This window comes from Bacteroides mediterraneensis, from assembly GCF_025993685.1.
Lineage (GTDB): Bacteria > Bacteroidota > Bacteroidia > Bacteroidales > Bacteroidaceae > Phocaeicola > Phocaeicola mediterraneensis_A.
In genome coordinates, this window is the sequence record NZ_DAJPEN010000001.1 from 1,195,058 (window position 1) to 1,211,695 (window position 16,638).

At 45.8% G+C, this 16,638-nt stretch carries 17 protein-coding genes, 1 tRNA gene and 3 pseudogenes; 9 read left to right on the top strand and 12 right to left on the bottom strand.

Annotation, left to right across the window (positions count from 1 at the left end; all coding sequences use genetic code 11):
- Nucleotides 1-64 precede the first annotated feature (64 nt).
- The 6 genes from OIM59_RS04705 to hisH all read right to left on the bottom strand — a co-directional run bounded on the left by OIM59_RS04705 (nucleotide 65) and on the right by hisH (nucleotide 4,969).
- Entirely contained in the window at nucleotides 65-1,390 is a 1,326-nt protein-coding gene (locus tag OIM59_RS04705) for an aspartate kinase (RefSeq protein ID WP_022353823.1), read from the bottom strand.
- 115 nt (nucleotides 1,391-1,505) lie between these two features.
- A complete protein-coding gene (locus OIM59_RS04710; protein ID WP_299167827.1) occupies nucleotides 1,506-2,186 on the bottom strand; it encodes a cell division ATP-binding protein FtsE in 681 nt (226 codons plus the stop codon).
- 8 nt (nucleotides 2,187-2,194) lie between these two features.
- Nucleotides 2,195-2,806 carry a bifunctional phosphoribosyl-AMP cyclohydrolase/phosphoribosyl-ATP diphosphatase HisIE gene (gene hisIE / locus OIM59_RS04715; protein ID WP_299167824.1) on the bottom strand — a complete coding sequence of 204 codons (612 nt, stop codon included), beginning with the start codon at nucleotides 2,804-2,806 and terminating at the stop codon, nucleotides 2,195-2,197.
- A 40-nt stretch (nucleotides 2,807-2,846) separates the two neighbouring features.
- Complete coding sequence (gene hisF / locus OIM59_RS04720) at nucleotides 2,847-3,602, bottom strand: imidazole glycerol phosphate synthase subunit HisF (protein ID WP_299167821.1); 756 nt, start codon at nucleotides 3,600-3,602, stop codon at nucleotides 2,847-2,849.
- A 22-nt stretch (nucleotides 3,603-3,624) separates the two neighbouring features.
- On the bottom strand, nucleotides 3,625-4,347 hold the full coding sequence (hisA, locus tag OIM59_RS04725; RefSeq protein WP_299167818.1) for a 1-(5-phosphoribosyl)-5-[(5-phosphoribosylamino)methylideneamino]imidazole-4-carboxamide isomerase: 723 nt from the start codon (nucleotides 4,345-4,347) through the stop codon (nucleotides 3,625-3,627).
- Between the two features lie 31 nt (nucleotides 4,348-4,378).
- Nucleotides 4,379-4,969 (bottom strand): imidazole glycerol phosphate synthase subunit HisH, encoded by a 591-nt coding sequence (gene hisH / locus OIM59_RS04730; protein ID WP_299167814.1) that lies wholly within the window; start codon nucleotides 4,967-4,969, stop codon nucleotides 4,379-4,381.
- Nucleotides 4,970-5,233: 264 nt separating this feature from the next.
- Between hisH and OIM59_RS04735 the strand changes: the two genes are divergently transcribed.
- Nucleotides 5,234-5,307: transfer RNA gene (locus OIM59_RS04735), tRNA-Asp, on the top strand.
- 207 nt (nucleotides 5,308-5,514) lie between these two features.
- Here the strand turns inward: OIM59_RS04735 and OIM59_RS04740 are convergent.
- The 4 genes and pseudogenes from OIM59_RS04740 to OIM59_RS04755 all read right to left on the bottom strand — a co-directional run.
- Nucleotides 5,515-7,134, bottom strand: coding sequence for an IS66 family transposase (locus OIM59_RS04740; protein ID WP_303895419.1), 1,620 nt, complete (start codon nucleotides 7,132-7,134; stop codon nucleotides 5,515-5,517).
- Between the two features lie 75 nt (nucleotides 7,135-7,209).
- Nucleotides 7,210-7,578, bottom strand: a complete 369-nt coding sequence (tnpB, locus tag OIM59_RS04745) for an IS66 family insertion sequence element accessory protein TnpB (RefSeq protein ID WP_303895422.1) — start codon at nucleotides 7,576-7,578, stop codon at nucleotides 7,210-7,212.
- Entirely contained in the window at nucleotides 7,562-7,915 is a 354-nt protein-coding gene (locus OIM59_RS04750; protein ID WP_303895425.1) for an IS66 family insertion sequence element accessory protein TnpB, read from the bottom strand. The genes tnpB (OIM59_RS04745) and OIM59_RS04750 overlap by 17 nt, the downstream gene beginning before the upstream one ends.
- Before the next feature lie 189 nt (nucleotides 7,916-8,104).
- Nucleotides 8,105-8,440: pseudogene (locus tag OIM59_RS04755) on the bottom strand (helix-turn-helix domain-containing protein); the annotation flags it as partial.
- A gap of 71 nt (nucleotides 8,441-8,511) precedes the next feature.
- Between OIM59_RS04755 and OIM59_RS04760 the strand changes: the two are divergent.
- The 3 genes from OIM59_RS04760 to OIM59_RS04770 all read left to right on the top strand — a co-directional run bounded on the left by OIM59_RS04760 (nucleotide 8,512) and on the right by OIM59_RS04770 (nucleotide 10,887).
- Nucleotides 8,512-8,889 (top strand): hypothetical protein, encoded by a 378-nt coding sequence (locus OIM59_RS04760; protein WP_227195382.1) that lies wholly within the window; start codon nucleotides 8,512-8,514, stop codon nucleotides 8,887-8,889.
- Nucleotides 8,876-9,244 carry an IS66 family insertion sequence element accessory protein TnpB gene (gene tnpB / locus OIM59_RS04765; protein ID WP_299170796.1) on the top strand — a complete coding sequence of 123 codons (369 nt, stop codon included), beginning with the start codon at nucleotides 8,876-8,878 and terminating at the stop codon, nucleotides 9,242-9,244. Before OIM59_RS04760 ends, tnpB (OIM59_RS04765) begins: the two co-directional genes overlap by 14 nt.
- Nucleotides 9,245-9,321: 77 nt before the next feature.
- Nucleotides 9,322-10,887, top strand: coding sequence for an IS66 family transposase (locus OIM59_RS04770; protein ID WP_299170798.1), 1,566 nt, complete (start codon nucleotides 9,322-9,324; stop codon nucleotides 10,885-10,887).
- Between the two features lie 73 nt (nucleotides 10,888-10,960).
- Here OIM59_RS04770 and OIM59_RS04775 read toward each other — a convergent pair.
- A pseudogene (locus OIM59_RS04775) lies at nucleotides 10,961-11,545 on the bottom strand (AraC family ligand binding domain-containing protein); the annotation flags it as partial.
- Between the two features lie 128 nt (nucleotides 11,546-11,673).
- Between OIM59_RS04775 and OIM59_RS04780 the strand changes: the two are divergent.
- The 4 genes and pseudogenes from OIM59_RS04780 (at nucleotide 11,674) to OIM59_RS04795 (ending at nucleotide 14,937) form a co-directional block, all read left to right on the top strand.
- Nucleotides 11,674-12,450 carry an MBL fold metallo-hydrolase gene (locus OIM59_RS04780; RefSeq protein ID WP_299172068.1) on the top strand — a complete coding sequence of 259 codons (777 nt, stop codon included), beginning with the start codon at nucleotides 11,674-11,676 and terminating at the stop codon, nucleotides 12,448-12,450.
- Nucleotides 12,447-13,124, top strand: coding sequence for a radical SAM mobile pair protein A (locus tag OIM59_RS04785; protein WP_299172025.1), 678 nt, complete (start codon nucleotides 12,447-12,449; stop codon nucleotides 13,122-13,124). Before OIM59_RS04780 ends, OIM59_RS04785 begins: the two co-directional genes overlap by 4 nt.
- A pseudogene (locus OIM59_RS04790) lies at nucleotides 13,109-13,969 on the top strand (radical SAM mobile pair protein B). Before OIM59_RS04785 ends, OIM59_RS04790 begins: the two are co-directional and overlap by 16 nt.
- A gap of 188 nt (nucleotides 13,970-14,157) precedes the next feature.
- Nucleotides 14,158-14,937, top strand: coding sequence for a Cof-type HAD-IIB family hydrolase (locus tag OIM59_RS04795; protein WP_303895436.1), 780 nt, complete (start codon nucleotides 14,158-14,160; stop codon nucleotides 14,935-14,937).
- Nucleotides 14,938-15,054: 117 nt separating this feature from the next.
- On the opposite strand, the gene OIM59_RS04800 is transcribed toward OIM59_RS04795, so the two are convergent.
- Nucleotides 15,055-16,056: an NADH:flavin oxidoreductase gene (locus OIM59_RS04800; RefSeq protein WP_299172029.1), complete on the bottom strand. Its 1,002-nt coding sequence runs from the start codon at nucleotides 16,054-16,056 to the stop codon at nucleotides 15,055-15,057.
- A 155-nt stretch (nucleotides 16,057-16,211) separates the two neighbouring features.
- Here OIM59_RS04800 and OIM59_RS04805 point away from each other — a divergent pair, with 155 nt between their 5' ends.
- Nucleotides 16,212-16,571: a helix-turn-helix domain-containing protein gene (locus tag OIM59_RS04805; RefSeq protein ID WP_299172032.1), complete on the top strand. Its 360-nt coding sequence runs from the start codon at nucleotides 16,212-16,214 to the stop codon at nucleotides 16,569-16,571.
- Nucleotides 16,572-16,638: the final 67 nt, after the last annotated feature.

Sequence of the window (16,638 nt, forward strand, 5' to 3'; positions counted from 1 at the left end):
AAAAAGCGGACGATGCGGTTTTTACTGACCGTATCCTCCGCTTTTCGCTGTATAGAAATGTTTTTTACTTCTTGTTGCCGTTGAACAGCACGTCGCTCAATGACTGAAGCGCTCTCTTCTTGTCTGCCTCCCGAATCAGGAAAGAGATGTTGTAGTTGCTTCCGCCGAATGAAATCATACGCACCGGGATTTCGCGCATGGCATCGAGTGCCTTGGCTTCGAATCCTACGTTTTCCCATTCCAGGTCGCCCACTACGCAAACGATACACATGTCATGGTCTACCGTGACAGTACCGTATTTCTTCAGGTCGTTCACAATCTCATTCAAGTGCTTCGTGTTGTCGATAGACATGGATACACCTACTTCTGAAGTACAAACCATGTCGATGGCCGTCTGGTAGCTTTCGAAGATTTCGAACACCTTGCGCAGGAAACCGTGAGCCAGCAGCATACGGCTGGATTTGATTTTGATGGCTGTGATGTTGTCTTTGGCAGCTACTGCCTTGATTTTGCCTTTTTCTGTATCGTTTGAAATCAGCGTACCCGGAGCCGATGGTTCCATGGTGTTCAGCAGACGTACCGGAATGTTGGCATATTTGGCCGGCTGGATGCAGGTTGGATGCAGAATCTTGGCACCGAAGTAAGCCAGTTCGGCAGCCTCTTCAAAGTGTAGCTGACGGACAGGAGACGTCTTGTCCACTACGCGCGGATCATTGTCGTGCATACCGTCGATGTCCGTCCAAATCTGGATTTCAGACGCGTTGATGGCTGCCCCAATCAGAGAAGCCGTATAGTCGCTTCCTCCGCGCTGCAAGTTGTCGATTTCACCGTATGCGTTGCGGCAGATAAATCCCTGCGTGATATAAATCTCATAACCCGGATTGGCTTCCAGCTGTGCGTTCAGTTTCTCGCGGATGTATGTCAGGTCCGGTTCACTGTTTTTGTCCGTGCGCATGTATTCCAGTGCCGGAATCAGTACCGCCTTCACGCCCTGTTCGCACAAATAATTTGTCACCATGTTTGTAGAGATGATTTCTCCCTGTGCCAGGATGACTTTTTCTTCAAAGAGTGTAAATATGTCTTTCGTGTAGGAACGAATGTAATCAAAAACCGATTTCACAAAATCCAGTGTCTTCTGCTTATATTCTTCGGTAGAATACAACTCATCAATGTGCTGTTTGTATTTAGATTCCAGTCTATTGATGATTTCATTTGCACCTTCTGGATTTTTCTTGTACAGATAATCCGAAATTTCAACCAATGTGTTCGTCGTACCCGACATGGCAGACAGGACTACAATTTTCTGTTCGCCGTCATTGATTAATTTGGCCACATCCTTCATTCTTTGTGCGGAACCTACGGATGTACCTCCAAACTTTAAAACTTTCATTTTACGTTTCGAATTTAAAATGTTTTATAATTAATTATTTTCGGGAGCAAATGTAGTAATAAAAACCCTATTTTAAGTTCATTTTGGCAAAATTCCTTTTACTCCTTTGTCTTTTTTATGAATTTGCGGTTTCTGTCAGGCGATGGTGCTCACATTTATACACTTTTCCTGGGTATTCCGACAGCAGGTTCAGGTTGTGCGTGGTCATGATGATGGCCGACCCTTGCCGGCAAATGTCTTGTAACAGTTCCACGATGTGCCGGCCGGTTTCCACATCGAGATTTCCCGTCGGTTCGTCGGCCAGGATGATGTCCGGCTGGTTCAGGATGGCCCGTGCGATGACAATACGTTGCTGTTCACCTCCGGAAAGTTCGTTGGGCATTTTGTACCCTTTGTTTTCCATGCCCACCTGTCGGAGCACCTCTTCGATGCGTTTTTCTATTTCCACACGGTTTTTCCATCCCGTAGCCTTGAGCACGAATTTCAGGTTCTCGTGTACGGTACGGTCGGTCAGCAGCTGGAAGTCCTGAAACACGATACCCAGTTTCCGGCGCAGGGTAGGGAGGTCTTTCCTTTTCATGTGTCGGACAGGATATCCCAATACCTGAGCCTCTCCGTTGTCGATTTCCACTTCCCCGTAGAGGGTCTTCAGGAAAGTTGATTTTCCGCTGCCCACCTTTCCGATAAGGTAGACAAATTCCCCCTTCTTCAGTTCGAAGTTCACATCCGAAAGAATTTCCTGTCCCTGCAGGCTGATGCTGACATGCTGATATGTGATAAGCGGTTGTGCTTCCATTCTTTCCATTAATGTTTTTTCCAGTTCGCGCTGTGGCGTTCTTTCAGTTCACGGGCCAAGTCTTCAATGCGGTATCCCTTGTAGGTGAGCAATACAATCAGGTGGTACAGCAGGTCGGCTCCCTCGTAAATCAACCGTTCGTCGGTACCGTTGCAGGCCTCAATGACCGTTTCCACTGCTTCTTCGCCCACTTTCTGCGCCATCTTGTTGACGCCCGAATTGAACAGGCTGGTCGTGTAGGATTTATCCGGCATCTCCTGGCGGCGTCGGTCAATGAAATCCTGCAGTTCCTTCAGGAACATGATGTCCTGCTCGTTCTTTTCACCCCAGCAAGTGTCGGTGCCTGTATGACAGACAGGGCCGTCCGGGTGTACCATGATGAGCAAGGTGTCGTTGTCGCAGTCTGCCTTAATGGATACCACGTGCAGGAAGTTGCCGCTCTGTTCACCTTTGGTCCACAAGTGGTTTTTCGTACGGCTGAAGAAAGTCACCTTTCCCGTTTCCACGGTCTTCTCGTAGGCTTCCTTGTTCATGAAGCCCAGCATCAACACTTTCTGTGTGTAGTTATCTTGGATGATGGCCGGAATCAGGCCATTCATTTTCTCGAAATCCAGTTCCATAATTCTTTATTTAATATATAATAAGTGGTTAAACATGTTTTTATCTGCGCACGGTGACGCCTTCTTTGCAAAGGTAACCTTTTAATTCGGGAATCCGTATCTCTCCGAAGTGAAAAACGCTGGCAGCGAGTGCGGCGTTGGCTTTTCCCAGCGTAAACGCATCGCGGAAGTGTTCTTTCTTTCCGGCGCCTCCCGAAGCGATGACCGGGATGGTCAGTCGTTCAGCCAGTTCAGCCAGTGCCTCATTGGCATAGCCTTCCTTCACTCCGTCGTGGTCCATGCTCGTGAACAGGATTTCTCCTGCGCCCCGGCGGTTGGCCTCTTCCGCCCATTCCATCAGGAAACGGTCGGTCTCCAGCCGTCCTCCGTTGAGGTAACATTTCCACCCCTGCGGAGTCTGGCGTGCATCGATGGCCACCACGCATACCTGTGAGCCGAAATGGAGAGCAATGTCATCAATGAGTTGCGGGTTGCGGAGGGCAGAGGAGTTGATGGACACCTTGTCCGCTCCGGCGTTCAGAAGCCGTTCCACGTCGCTCAGTTCATGGATGCCGCCTCCCACCGTAAACGGGATATTGATTTCCGCCGAGATGCGTTTCACCAGTTCCGTAAATGTTTTCCGGCCCTCGTGGCTGGCCGTAATGTCCAGGTATACCAGCTCGTCCGCCCCTTGTTCGCTGTATGCCTTTCCCAGTTCTACCGGGTCGCCGGCCTGCCGCAGGTTGACGAAGTTGGTTCCCTTCACTGTCTGTCCGTCCTTGATGTCCAGACAAGGTATGATTCTCTTTGCTAACATAGTTTTGTTTTTTGAATAAGTTTTAAGGAAGGAAAGCCTTTAAATCCTGCAGGGTGATGCGCCCCTCGTAAAAAGCCTTTCCGAATACCACCGCCGGGATGCCGGCCTCTTCCAGTGCTTCAATGTCCTTCATGCCGCTGATACCTCCGCTGGCAATCAGGTGCAGGTCGGGATAAGCCTGGATAATTTCCTTGTACAAGTGGATGGACGGTCCGTTGAGCATGCCGTCGCGGGAGATGTCCGTACAGAGCACTTTCGTGACCCCTTTTCGGATGTATTCGTCGAGGAACGGCATCAGTTCCATCCGGCTACATTCCAGCCAGCCGTTCACGGCGATTTTTCCGTCCTTGGCATCCGCTCCCAGGATAATCCGTTCACTGCCATAAACCTCCATCCATCGGCCGAACGTATCCGGTTCCTTTACGGCAATGCTGCCCAGGGTGACCATCTGTGCCCCGCTCTCGAAAGCAATGTGCAAGTCTTCATCACTTTTGATACCTCCACCGAAGTCGATGACCAGTGAAGTCTGTCCGGCCAGCGCCTCCAGTACCTTGTAATTTACGATGTGTTTGGAAGCCGCTCCGTCCAGGTCTACCACGTGTAGCCGACGGATGCCGTGTGCCTCAAACATTTTGGCCACTTCCACCGGATTCTCGTTGTATACTTTTTTCGACTGGTAGTCTCCTTGTGAAAGTCGTACGCATTTGCCGTCGATGACATCGATGGCAGGAATAAGTTCTATCATAGGATGTTTTTGATGCAAATTGAGTGAGACATTAAAGATTCAGGAAGTTGCGCAGGATACATTCGCCCACCTTTCCACTCTTTTCCGGATGAAACTGGGTGGCATAGAAGTTGTCCTTGTGCAGTGCTGCACTGAACGGAGTGATATATTCCGTAGTAGCCGCCGTAAACTCGTTGACCGGCACATAGAAACTATGGACGAAATACACGAATTCTTCCTCCTTGAGTCCTTGGAACAGCGGACTGCGGAGATGCGAAAGTGTGTTCCATCCCATGTGGGGCACTTTGTCCTCCGGATGGGTTGGTTGGAATTTCTTCACATCCGCGTCGAAGATGCCCAGACAGTCGACGTCTCCTTCCTCGGAATGGCGGCAGAGCAGCTGCATGCCCAGGCAGATACCCAGAACCGGTTGCTTGAGGTCCTTGATGAGGAGGTCCAGTCCGCATCCTTTCAAGTAATTCATGGTAGTGCGCGCTTCGCCCACTCCCGGAAAGATGACCTTGTCGGCACTGAGCAGCGTTTCCTTGTCGTGGGTGATGATGGGTTCCACACCCAGACGTTTCAAGGCACAGTCTACTGAAAAAAGGTTGCCGGCATTGTATTTTATGATGGCGATTTTCATTCTGTACTATTTTTTTGTAGGAAAAAATTGTTTTTGCAAAAGTAACGAATTATAATCAATCTCCTAATAAACGCAACGAAAAGTTTGGTGTCTGCTTTCTTTTTCTGACAAGATGGAGCAGTGGAGAGGACTTTTCCCTAATTCTCATATTTGGTTTGTGTGGCTTCCCTGGAATTTTTTTTCAGGAAGCTATTGCAGGTTCAAAAAATTGTACTACCTTTGCAACCGCAATCGAGAGAGAAAGCAACGAAAGAAAAACTTAATGGTGCGTTAGTTCAGTTGGTTAGAATACATGCCTGTCACGCATGGGGTCACGGGTTCGAGTCCCGTACGCACCGCAAGCTTACAAAGCAAAATTAGGAAAAGCTCTGATTCACAACAGAATCAGGGCTTTTTTCGTTTCCGGGGTGGGAGTAAAATCGAGTGGCTGGAAAATCGTAAGCATCCGATAAAATACACATTGTAGATTCATAAAACAACAAACTCTTCTTATCAACGAATATAAAGTTGACAGGAAGAGTTTGCTATTCTATATTGTATCTCTATTAGACTTCAATTGGATTTTCGTTGGACTTCTTCAACTTCCAGACATCCGGAAGCAGTTCCCGGATATCTTTGCCGGAGTCTTTTTTCTGATAATATGGAAGCCTGGCAATGACATCATTCAGCCATTCTCTTGGATTGACTTCCTGTGACTTGCAGGTGGCAAGCAATGAACAGATGACCGCTGTATTTTCCGCAGCCCCATGATTCCCACAAAAGAGGAAGTTCTTTCTTGAGAGCGTCAGAGGACGTATCGCATTTTCGGCCAGATTATTGTCTATCTTTATATTGCCGTCTTTGAGACAGGCCTTCATTCTGGGCCATAACGGATACGCATAGGAGATGGCCTGTCCCATCCGGCTTTTGGGCGGAACCTTGATATATGTGCTTTCCATCCACTTTTCAAAGGAATCCAGCAGGGGGGCGGACTGACGGTTCCGCAGTTCACGCCGTTCTTCCGGCGTATATTTCCGGGAGTCGGCAAAGTGCTCTGTCCGATAAATCTCCTGTATTATTTTCAAGGCATGCTCCGCCAGACCTCTGTTTTCCTCCAGAGCCATCTCAAAATGACGTCTGATATGGGCCAGGCAGGCTATGAGGCACACTCCTTCAGTACCTTCAAATACATTGTAGGCACTGTAACCGTCACTCTGCAGATATCCCTTGAAGTCCTTCAGCAGTTTCCTTATCGTCTGTCCCGAACGGGAGCCGTCATCGTAATGGAAGATGACCAGCTTTTCCATGACCGCCCTGACCATCCACAGATACTCCTTGTCGGCCTTCCCCTTTCCCTTGCTGATCACCCTTACAGTGGTCTCGTCCGCCTGAACATATCCGCAGCCGACAACCAGCCGGACCAGCTCGTCATAAAGTGGTCTCAGCAGTTCACACACAGGCTTGAACCAGCCGCTCAATGTGCTTTCGGAAAGACGGACACCCAGATGGCGGAACTCCTTGACCTGCCTGTAGAATGGAACGTGATATTCGTATTTCTGCAGGAGCATTTCGGCCAGCATGGTGGAACCGGCCAGACATTTGTAAACAGGAGAAGGTGGAAGCGGAGCAATGATTACGCCGCTTTCACCTTCCTTGGGAAGACTCAGGTTGTCTTTCAGTCCATATTTGGGACGGACAGTCTCCTTTACATACAGCCTGCCCGGTTCAAATTCCAGCGTACGGGTACGTTCCTCGCCGATCCGTCTGTAACGGTCCAAATCCACCCGATCGGGTTCAATCACCACTTCAACTACCGGCAGTCCCTCCAGGAGTTCGCGGTTACGCCGGGATTCCTTCTTCTTTCCATCGGGCTTTACTTTTGAAGGAACCGCTGCGCTGCTGTCCTCTTCCCGGATGTCTTCACTCTGTCCGGTTACAGGAACGGGATCGAACAGGGAAAGCTGGTTGGGATCCAGGGCTGCCAGCTTCTCACTTCTCCGCCCGAAAAGCTGACGGTTCAGCCATGCTATCTGTGAGAGCAGTTCCTGTATCTTCCGTTGCAGCGCATCCGTCTGTTCCAGCAGTTTCCCGTTGGATTCGACAAGGGAACGGTTGGCCTCCAGGAGACCGGCTATCTGCTCCTGCTGACTCCTGATTATCTGTTCCATTGTATCCTGCTGAATCATCCGTTTCTATCTCTTTATATAATGTAAAGATACTGATTTTTCGGAAGATACGCAACCGGATACATGAAAAAACTTTCAATAGAAGCCATCCTTTCTACTGGCTTTCAACCTTTTCAGCCTCTCGTTCGGATTGTCACTGATTCCTTCCACCATCATGACCAGGTCGCGCCATTCCATCGGATAAGACCTGCTTCGGCTATCGTAGGCCGGCAGCCGGAACGTGCCCTCTTCCAGACGTTTCACATACAATACCATGCCGCCGTCTTCAGCATGGAGGAGCTTCATGGTGGTCCTGTTTCTGTTTATGAAGATGAAGACATCGCCCAGACGGACGTCATGTCCCATCCGGTCGTGAACCACTCCGCACAGAGAATTGATCCCCTTGCGCATGTCCGTCTTTCCGGGACACAGGAAATAGCGCATGGTATCATTCAGACAGAACATGGCCGCATAATTTGTGTATCAATCCAAATGTCAGTTCAGGGTTTCCATGGCTGTCAAGGTGGATCCTGATTCCGGAAGGAAGCTCTATTGTTACGTCGCCACCCGACCCTGACGGGAGATTGTCCCTGCGACGCAGATCCAATGGAATGAACGTATCATCGGGAAGCTTGTCCGGATGGCTGGTGTAAGTACGGCCCAGGCCGAATTTCTTCTTCCAATAATGGAAACAGGAGGATGAATACGCCTCATTCTCACAGAAATCTTTTATAGTCAGGCCACTGGCCTGTTGTCTTTCATAAACGGACAGGAACTCTTCTTTACTCATTATTCGTTTCATGGCTTTTTTATTGGCAAAGTAACGGAAGAGTGGAAGGCTTTACAATGTGTATTTTATCGGATGCTTACGGAAAATCAGGATTCCATCTGTATCGAGAAGTTGTTTTTTGTTCGACGAATAATAGCGATGGAACAGATAAAAGGACTGATATGGAGTTCTTGTCTCATAAATGATTCCCAGATATCTCATTCATTCGTATATCCCATTCCGGTAGTCGCGCAAATATTGCGTCAAAGTCTTTCCTGTTTCACGTTTGAAGAAACGCATCAGATGACTAGGGTCAGAGAAATGAAATTCTTCGGCCAGCTGGTTCACGTTTTGGTTGGCAAACAGTAACTCATTCTTCAATTCTTCCAACAGACGCTGCTTGAGCAGATGATTGGCAGATACGCCGAATTGACTCATCACGGAACTGTTTAATGTAATACGACTCACGCGAAACATATCTGCATATTCTTGTACCCGCTGCTTCGTACGGATATTCTTTTCCAGCAAGTCTTTAAACTGGAATGCGTAATTGTTTTGTAAGCATTCGGTAAACCACGTATTTTTGTCTCCAACTTCCATCATTAACTTTACGTCCAAAAAGCAAAGTTATGATGACACGAGAAGAAGTAGTAGAGATAATGAACTACTGCAAAGAGCACAAAGTGACTTATAAGTCAAGATTAGAGGAGCTCAATATCCCTGTATGGCGGTTTTATGACAGCAAATCCCGTTATGCCGCCGAGCAATCATCGGGTAAATCGGCTCAAGGTGAGTTTATCGAGCTTCCCCACAGCGGATCTTTTGTTCCTGTTCCTTCATTTGCCGGAACAAGCGGGCGTAAACAGAAAAACGCACCGATCCCGCCAAGCGGATTGAAAGAGATAGAAATACGTACACCGGCCGGTACTGCCATACGCATTTGCGGTGAGCTAAATGAAAAGGAACTGTTTTCAATCATCCAGGCCTGCAGCCATGTTCAGCCTTAATGACAGTATGCGCTATCTGTTGTATAACCGCCCGACTGATATGCGCAAAAGCTTTCATACTCTCAGCGGTATCATTACCGACGCCATGGGTCAGGACCCCAGCAACGGCAACGTATATATCTTCATAAACCGTGCCCGTGACCGCATAAAGCTCCTGCATTGGGAGCCGGGCGGCATGGTGCTGTATTCCAAACTTCTGGAAGCCGGTACCTTAGGCAAGCCTGATTCTGCCAACGACAATGAGGTCTGTACAAATATAGAATGGCGGGAACTTGTCATGATTGTGGAGGGTATCATGGAAGCCCGCGACTCCCGTCGCACGAGACTTGAAGACCTGCAGAAACTTCGAAAATAGTATCGGATTTTTACTCTATTCGCTTTTGTATGTCATTGGATTTTAGTATATTTACATTGTAGAACAATGAGATACAGATGCTTACAGAAGAACAGGAAAAAGCCTTATTGGAAGAAATTGAGAAGCTCCGTCAGGATAAAGCGGCGCTTATCAGCAGGGTTTCCTCGCTGGAACAATCCCTTTACTGGCTCCGGAAAAAAGTCTTTGGGCGGATGAGCGAGAAGAGTCTTCCGCTTGATCCCAACCAGCTGTTTCTGTTCTCAAAGGAGGAAATGTCCTCCATGGAAATATCCCGGATGGAGGAGGAAGTCCGCAAGAGTGAAGAAGAAATCACCAGAACTATAAAAGTCAAGGAAAAACCGGTCCGCAAGTCTCTGGACACTTCCTCACTGCCTGTAGAGGTTGTTGATCTTTACCCTGAAGGGACAACAGACGAGGAAGGCAGGCTTAAGGATGAATTCATTGAAATCGGAAAGGAAGAGAGTTCACGCCTGGAACGTGTTCCGGCAAAAGTATATATCCTGAAGACCGTCCGTCACAAAGTGATAAGTAAATCCGATATGGAGAAATACCCCGAGGAAAGGCAGATTCTGATTCACCCGCTACCTCTTGTTCCGGTCAGCAAATGTATGGCAGGCGCCTCGGTCCTGACGGACATTATCATCGGCAAGTTCATGTATCATCTCCCGTTCTACCGTCTGATACAGCAGTATCGCGAATCAGGAATCAGCATAAGCGAATCTACCATGTGCGGATGGTATGAAATGGCGGTGGAGAAACTCAAGCTGCTGTACAACCTGCTCAAACAGAAGATACTCTCCAGTGAGTATATACAAGTGGACGAGAGTGTCATTCCTGTGATGGACAATGAGAAACATAAGGCGAAAAAAGGGTATGAGTGGTGCGTGCGCGACGGCATCACGGGGGACGTCATGTTCCATTATGACCGTGGCAGCCGTTCGGGGATGGTAGCCCGTGAACTGCTGGGATGCTACCGTGGCATTGTGCAATGTGACGGCTATGCAGCTTACGAACAGTTCGAGCAGATGAAAGGAATCACCCTGGTCGGCTGCTGGGCACATGCCAGAAGGAAGTACGTGGATGCCCTGGAAGAGAACAGGACCCTGGCCACACAGGCAATACACTACATCGGCAAGCTGTACAAGATAGAATCTGAAGCCAATGATGCCGGACTCGCAGCCGAAGAGCGTAAGGAAAAACGTATAAGCGAAGCCTATCCGCTGATACTTGAATTTGAAAAGTGGCTGCAGGATGCTTATCTTAGAGTGCTTCCTAAAAGCCGCATGGGTAAAGCCATCGAATATACGTACACGCTTCTTCCCAGGCTTTCCAGATACGTAAACGACGGAAGAATCGAAATTGATGACAACCGCATAGAAAATGCCATAAGACCTTTGGCTTTGGGAAGAAAGAATTATCTGTTCTGCGGCAACGACGCATCCGCATACAGGGCTGCCATCGTGTACTCACTGATTGCCACCTGCAAGTCTGCAGAAGTAGACCCCAGAATCTGGATGGAAGATGTCCTGAGTAAAATCCCATATTATGAAAGGGATGAGAAGAATATGGAAGAACTTCTACCACGTAATTGGGCTAAATCCCATCAAACTTGTTCCGAATAGATACTATTAGTTCCGAATCGACTACAAATAACATCGATTCGGAACTAATTCACAAAATTTGCAACGTGGTTTACCGAATGCTTACATTGTTTTTAGGTATATCAATCGGTAAACGGTAAGTGGCGGCATACGCCCGGTTGATAATTACTAATAAGTAGTAAAGTACAGATACAATGAGATTATAAGTATCAGATACAGGATGTAGAAGCTCCTGCTTTATGATTCCTAAAAGACGAATATATTCCGCCATGTTTTCAGGTGAAGCAAACAGATAGGGAGGAGTGTCGGTCTGATAATAATACAACAAGCGATACACAAAAAACTTGTCCGCTATGAATGTGCGCATAAAATCCTCGCGGAATATAAGAAAAGAGTAATCCAGTTCTGCCTCATCCACGTGCCATTCCTGCTGCTGATGCGGTGAGAGGAGTAGTATCATATTGGCATGCAATTCAAATTTTCGGAAATTCAGTAGCAGATACCCATTGCCCTTACGAAAAAAATAAAAGCTAAAAAAGTCTGTTTTAAACACCTGATTTTCTGTCAGGACACCACATATATCGTTACTGTGACCTGAGTTGATATAAAAATCCACGCCACAACGTGTCTTGCTAAAAGGGACGCTGACCAGACGTTCAGGGTTGACGATTTTATCCATATATTTCGTTTTTGAGCAAATATACTATTTTTTATTTATCAAAATGGCATATATTCCTGTTTTTAAGGCATCATGCATCCGGTTTGTTTTACTGAACTTTGCGACTGTAATCAATACAACAAATTATGATGGAAGAAAAAGTAACAATTCGATTGATCCGTAATGCCACATTGCGAATTCATTATGCTGGAAAAGAGATACTTGTTGACCCCATGCTTGCCGAAAAAGGCACTTTGCAGTCGGCCCTCGGTGTGTATAAGACCCCAAGAGTACACCTTACGATGCCGATGAATGAAATTACGGACGGTTTGGATATGGTATTGCTGACACACAATCATATTGACCATTACGACCCGACAGTGAAACAGCATTTAGCGAAGAACATCCTGTTCCTGACACAACCGCAGGATAAAGAATGTATTTTACAGGATGGCTTTACAAATGTAGAAAGCATCGAAGCAGACAAAACAATTGGAAATTTAACCATTTATCGCATCCAAGGGCACCATGGCTTCGGGCAGATTGGGAAAATGATGGGTCCGGTATCCGGCTATATGCTTACCGCACACGATTTTCCTACAATTTATATAATGAGTGACTGTAAGTGGGAGGAGTGTATCCGTCAGGCCGTTGAGCAATTTTCTCCCGATTACATCATTGTGAACAGTGGAGGTGCCATATTCCCTGAATTTTCTCGAACAGAAGGTTCCATTATTCCTGACGAACAAGAAGTTATGACCATGCTTGATGAGCTTCCCGCTTACATCAAACTAATAGCAGTCCACATGGAAGCTACTGATCATGGACAGACTACACGCACAATTTTACGTAACGAAGCCATGCATCACGAAATAGAAATGAGTCGCCTGATTATTCCTGAAGATGGAGAAACAATAATATTATGAGCGTCTGTATCAAATCCCTTATAAAAAACATGAATCTTGTGATAGGTTGTACAATTGGATGCAACTATTGTTATGCAAGAAATAACTGCAAGCGGTTTCACATGACTGATGACTTCTCTGTCCCTCAGTATATGAACCGTGAATTGCATCTGATGGATAATCCTAAATCACACGTTTGGCTACTTACCGGTATGAGTGATTTCTCTGATTGGGAAACAGCCTGGAAAGAAGAAATATTTGAACGTATAGCGATGAATCCACAACATGCGTATATTTTTTTGACGAAGCGTCCTGAACGAATCGACTTTCAAACTGACGATGAAAACGTATGGATGGGAGTTACTGTGACTAGGGCTTCCGAGAAGAAACGGCTGAAGGAATTAAAAGGTCACATTCGCTCTAAACATTATCATGCCACTTTTGAACCTCTCTTTGAGGATGTGGGTGAGTTAGATTTGGAGGGTTACGAATGGATTGTTATAGGAACGGAAACAGGCAAAAGGAAAGGGAAAGTAGATGCCAATCCTGAATGGGTGCTTCATATTGTAGAACAGGCGAAAAGAAATCACATTCCGGTATTTATGAAAGAAGACTTTTTGCCTATCATGGGAGAAGACCGAATGATTCAAGAACTACCAGAACAATTTATAGAAAAAATATGGAAAAGGAAATAATCAGAGAAATAGATGTACAGAATGTCATGACTAAATCCTCATTGCCAGTAGGGGGGCTCAGTCAATCCTTATGTGGGTTGTCCTCATGCTTGTAAGTACTGCTATGCTTCATTCATGAAACGTTTTACAGGGCATACAGAGCCTTGGGGTACGTTTCTAGATGTAAAGCACTGGAAACCTATTGATAATCCGCATAAATATGACGGACAGCGGATTGTTATCGGTTCTGTAACCGACGGATACAATCCGTATGAAGAAGAGTTTTGCAGAACCCGTAAACTGCTGGAAGAATTAAAAGGAACGAATGCTGAAATCATGATTTGTACTAAGTCAGATTTGGTTTTGCGTGATCTTGATTTACTTAAAGGCTTTCCGAAAGTGACAGTATCTTGGTCGGTCAACACACTTGATGAACAGTTCAGATGTGATATGGACCGTGCCGTGAGCATCGAGCGCAGGCTTGAAGCCATGAAGCAGGTTTATAATGCAGGCATACGTACCGTATGCTTTACCCGGGAATCACGGATGTGAAGGCTATCGTTAACCGGGTGAAAGATTTTGCCGATTTGATATGGCTGGAAGATTTGAATCTTCGCGGACAGTTTAAGAAAGAAATCATGGGGTATATACGGGAAAAACATCCAGGACTTGAAATCTTGTACGATGAGATATATAACAAGAAAAAGCAGGATTACTGGCGGGATTTAGAGCAGGAAATCTTTTCATTTGCTCAGGGGGAAAGTTATCCTTATCGCATAAATGATTTACCATACGGGCGTTCTTTAAAGGGGAAACCTGTTATAGTCAACTATTTTTATCATGAAAAAATCAGGTTGAAAAGATAAATTCATCTGATAGAGTCGATAAGTTCACTGATAGTCTGTCCTGTCATTAATTATCAAGATGGTATAAGTTTGATTGTGGTTGGTAGTAACGGTAATCCGTATTATTTGAATCTTTGTAGGAAGATTGCATATACAGTTTTATGGTATTTAACAGATATGATGTTATTAATTTAAGACCTATTTGGGGTATGATAAAAGCTATATTTTTCGATATTGATGGAACCTTGGTGAGTTTCAATACCCATCGCATTCCTGATTCTGCAATAAAAGCCATTGCAAAGGTAAAATCGAAAGGAATCAGAATTTATATTTCTACAGGTCGTCCATTCTCTTTAATAAATAATTTGAACGAAATTCAGCATTTTATTGATGGGTATATAACAACAAATGGGGCATTATGCTTTTCGGGTAATGATATAATATCTTGTACACCTATTCCAATAGAAGATGTGCAGACAATGATTGCTTTTTCAGACAAGATGCGCTTCCCGTGCATGATTGTGGGTGAAAAAGATCTTATAATGTATAATAGTGACGAAAGGACTGACGTAATATTTCGACAGATGTTGAATGTGCAGAACCTGAGAGAAGACAACCGGCTTGAGGCAATTCTTCAACAACGGATTTTGCAGTTGACCCCCGTGATATCTGAAGCGGAAGAACAAATAATCATGCCACACATGAAAGGAAGTGTTTCCAGCCGCTGGTTCCCTGACTTTGCAGATATCACGGCACGCGATGCCAATAAAGGAAACGGTTTAATGAATGTCATATCTTATTTAGGATTTAATCCTGAAGAAACGATGGCGTTTGGCGATGGAGGAAATGATGTTTCAATCATTCAAAAAGCGGGAATCGGTATTGCAATGGCCAATGCTGGTCAGGAGTTGAAAGAGGCTGCTGATTACATAACATCCTCAGTCGACGATAATGGGGTTTACAATGCGCTAAAACATTTTATTATATAAGGAATGAGGGTTATGTACCACGTTTCTTTGAACCAAGCAGTGGAAGCTGTAGGTGAATGCCAGTGCACCTGAGGTACCTTGCGCACTGTCTTGGTTCTTTGGCTGATTAATATGATTTTAAAACTTGTATTTTTCTGCAAACCTGTTAATCAAATCCGGCTGAGGGATTAGAGGACGAGCCATTCCCACATAATCTATTTGGGTTTCATTGATCATTTTCTCCATCTCTTCATAGATTCGGTTTCCACCCGTGACAATGACCGGTACGGCTGTTTCCGTAGCGACCTTGTCAGCAATTTCCTTGAAATAGGCTGTGTTCATTTTGAAATCAGTGAAGTTGCCGCTGATTTCGATAGCGTCAATTCCTCTTTTTCCCAGTTCGCGACAGATATAGAGACAATCCTCGTGAGTGACTCCCTGGTCAAAGTTGTCCTGACTCTGTACCTTGGCCCATACGGAGAAATCCTCGCCGACGGCACGGCGGATGGCTTCGTAAACTTCGAGGGTGATGCGATAACGGTTTTCACGGTTTCCACCATAGTAGTCCGACCGCCTGTTGTAGTAGGGCGTGGCGAATTGATGGAGTAGAAAACCGTGACAGGCATGAATCTCCACCCCATCAAATCCGGCTTGTTTGGCCCGTAGGGCAGCCGCTACAAATGCTGCTACTGTGTTGCCAATATCCGTTGTCGTCATTTCTTTTGGGATGATACCCGTCCGTAGATTCTTTACGGCACTTGCTCCCATAATCTCGCCATCGGAAGCGACCGGGGAGGAATAGGCAGAGCCTAAACTGACCAGCTGCATCAATATGTGGCAGTCATGGTTATGTACGACATCGGTGAGTCTTTTACATCCCTCGATGAACGTATCGTCATACATGGCCAATATATTCTTGTTTTTTTCCTTCCTATCTATTAAGGTATATCCGGTTAGGATTGTTCCTACACCTCCTTTGGCCAATGCTTCATAGCGGTTTAGCAACTTTTCCGTCACTTGCCCGTTTGGAGTGGGATCTTCTACGGATGCACGGACAAATCGGTTTTTCAATCTCATGGACCCGATAGAGGTCTCATCGAATAGCGTTTTTGGGGTGATTCCAACGGTTGATGTTTTCATTTTTTCCCTTTCTGTTTGGACAAGCAGTTGGTCGGCAACTGAATGACGAGTTCAAATTTTTTTCATTTTTCTTTTGAGATTGCGAATTTATGTCATGATGCCTATATTTGCAAGTACTTACAAAATAGTAATGTAGTAACCAAAAAGTGTATTTTATGGATAATCAGCATGTTTGTAAAAAATATTTTTTTAACGGAACGGTCTATTTATGTCCGTTGGAGCTGGCTATGGAGATTATAGGTGGAAAATGGAAGGCCATGCTTTTGTTTCATTTGCAATTTGGTCCATTGCGTTCGAGTGAGCTGCAGCGCCGTGTGACGGGCAAGATTTCCAACAAGATGTTTACGCAGGTGGTACGGGAACTGGAAAAGGCCGGAGTCATCAGACGTATTGTCTATCCGGTTGTCCCTCCGAAAGTCGAATATGAACTGACGGAATTGGGACAGTCTGTCATTCCCAATATAAATGATTTGTCACAATGGGGGTGTAGCGTCGGAAAACAAATCGAGGATTGAATACTGCGTATCTATTTTAGCGAATCCGACAGTTTCGGACTCGCTAATATTTTCATATACTTTTATA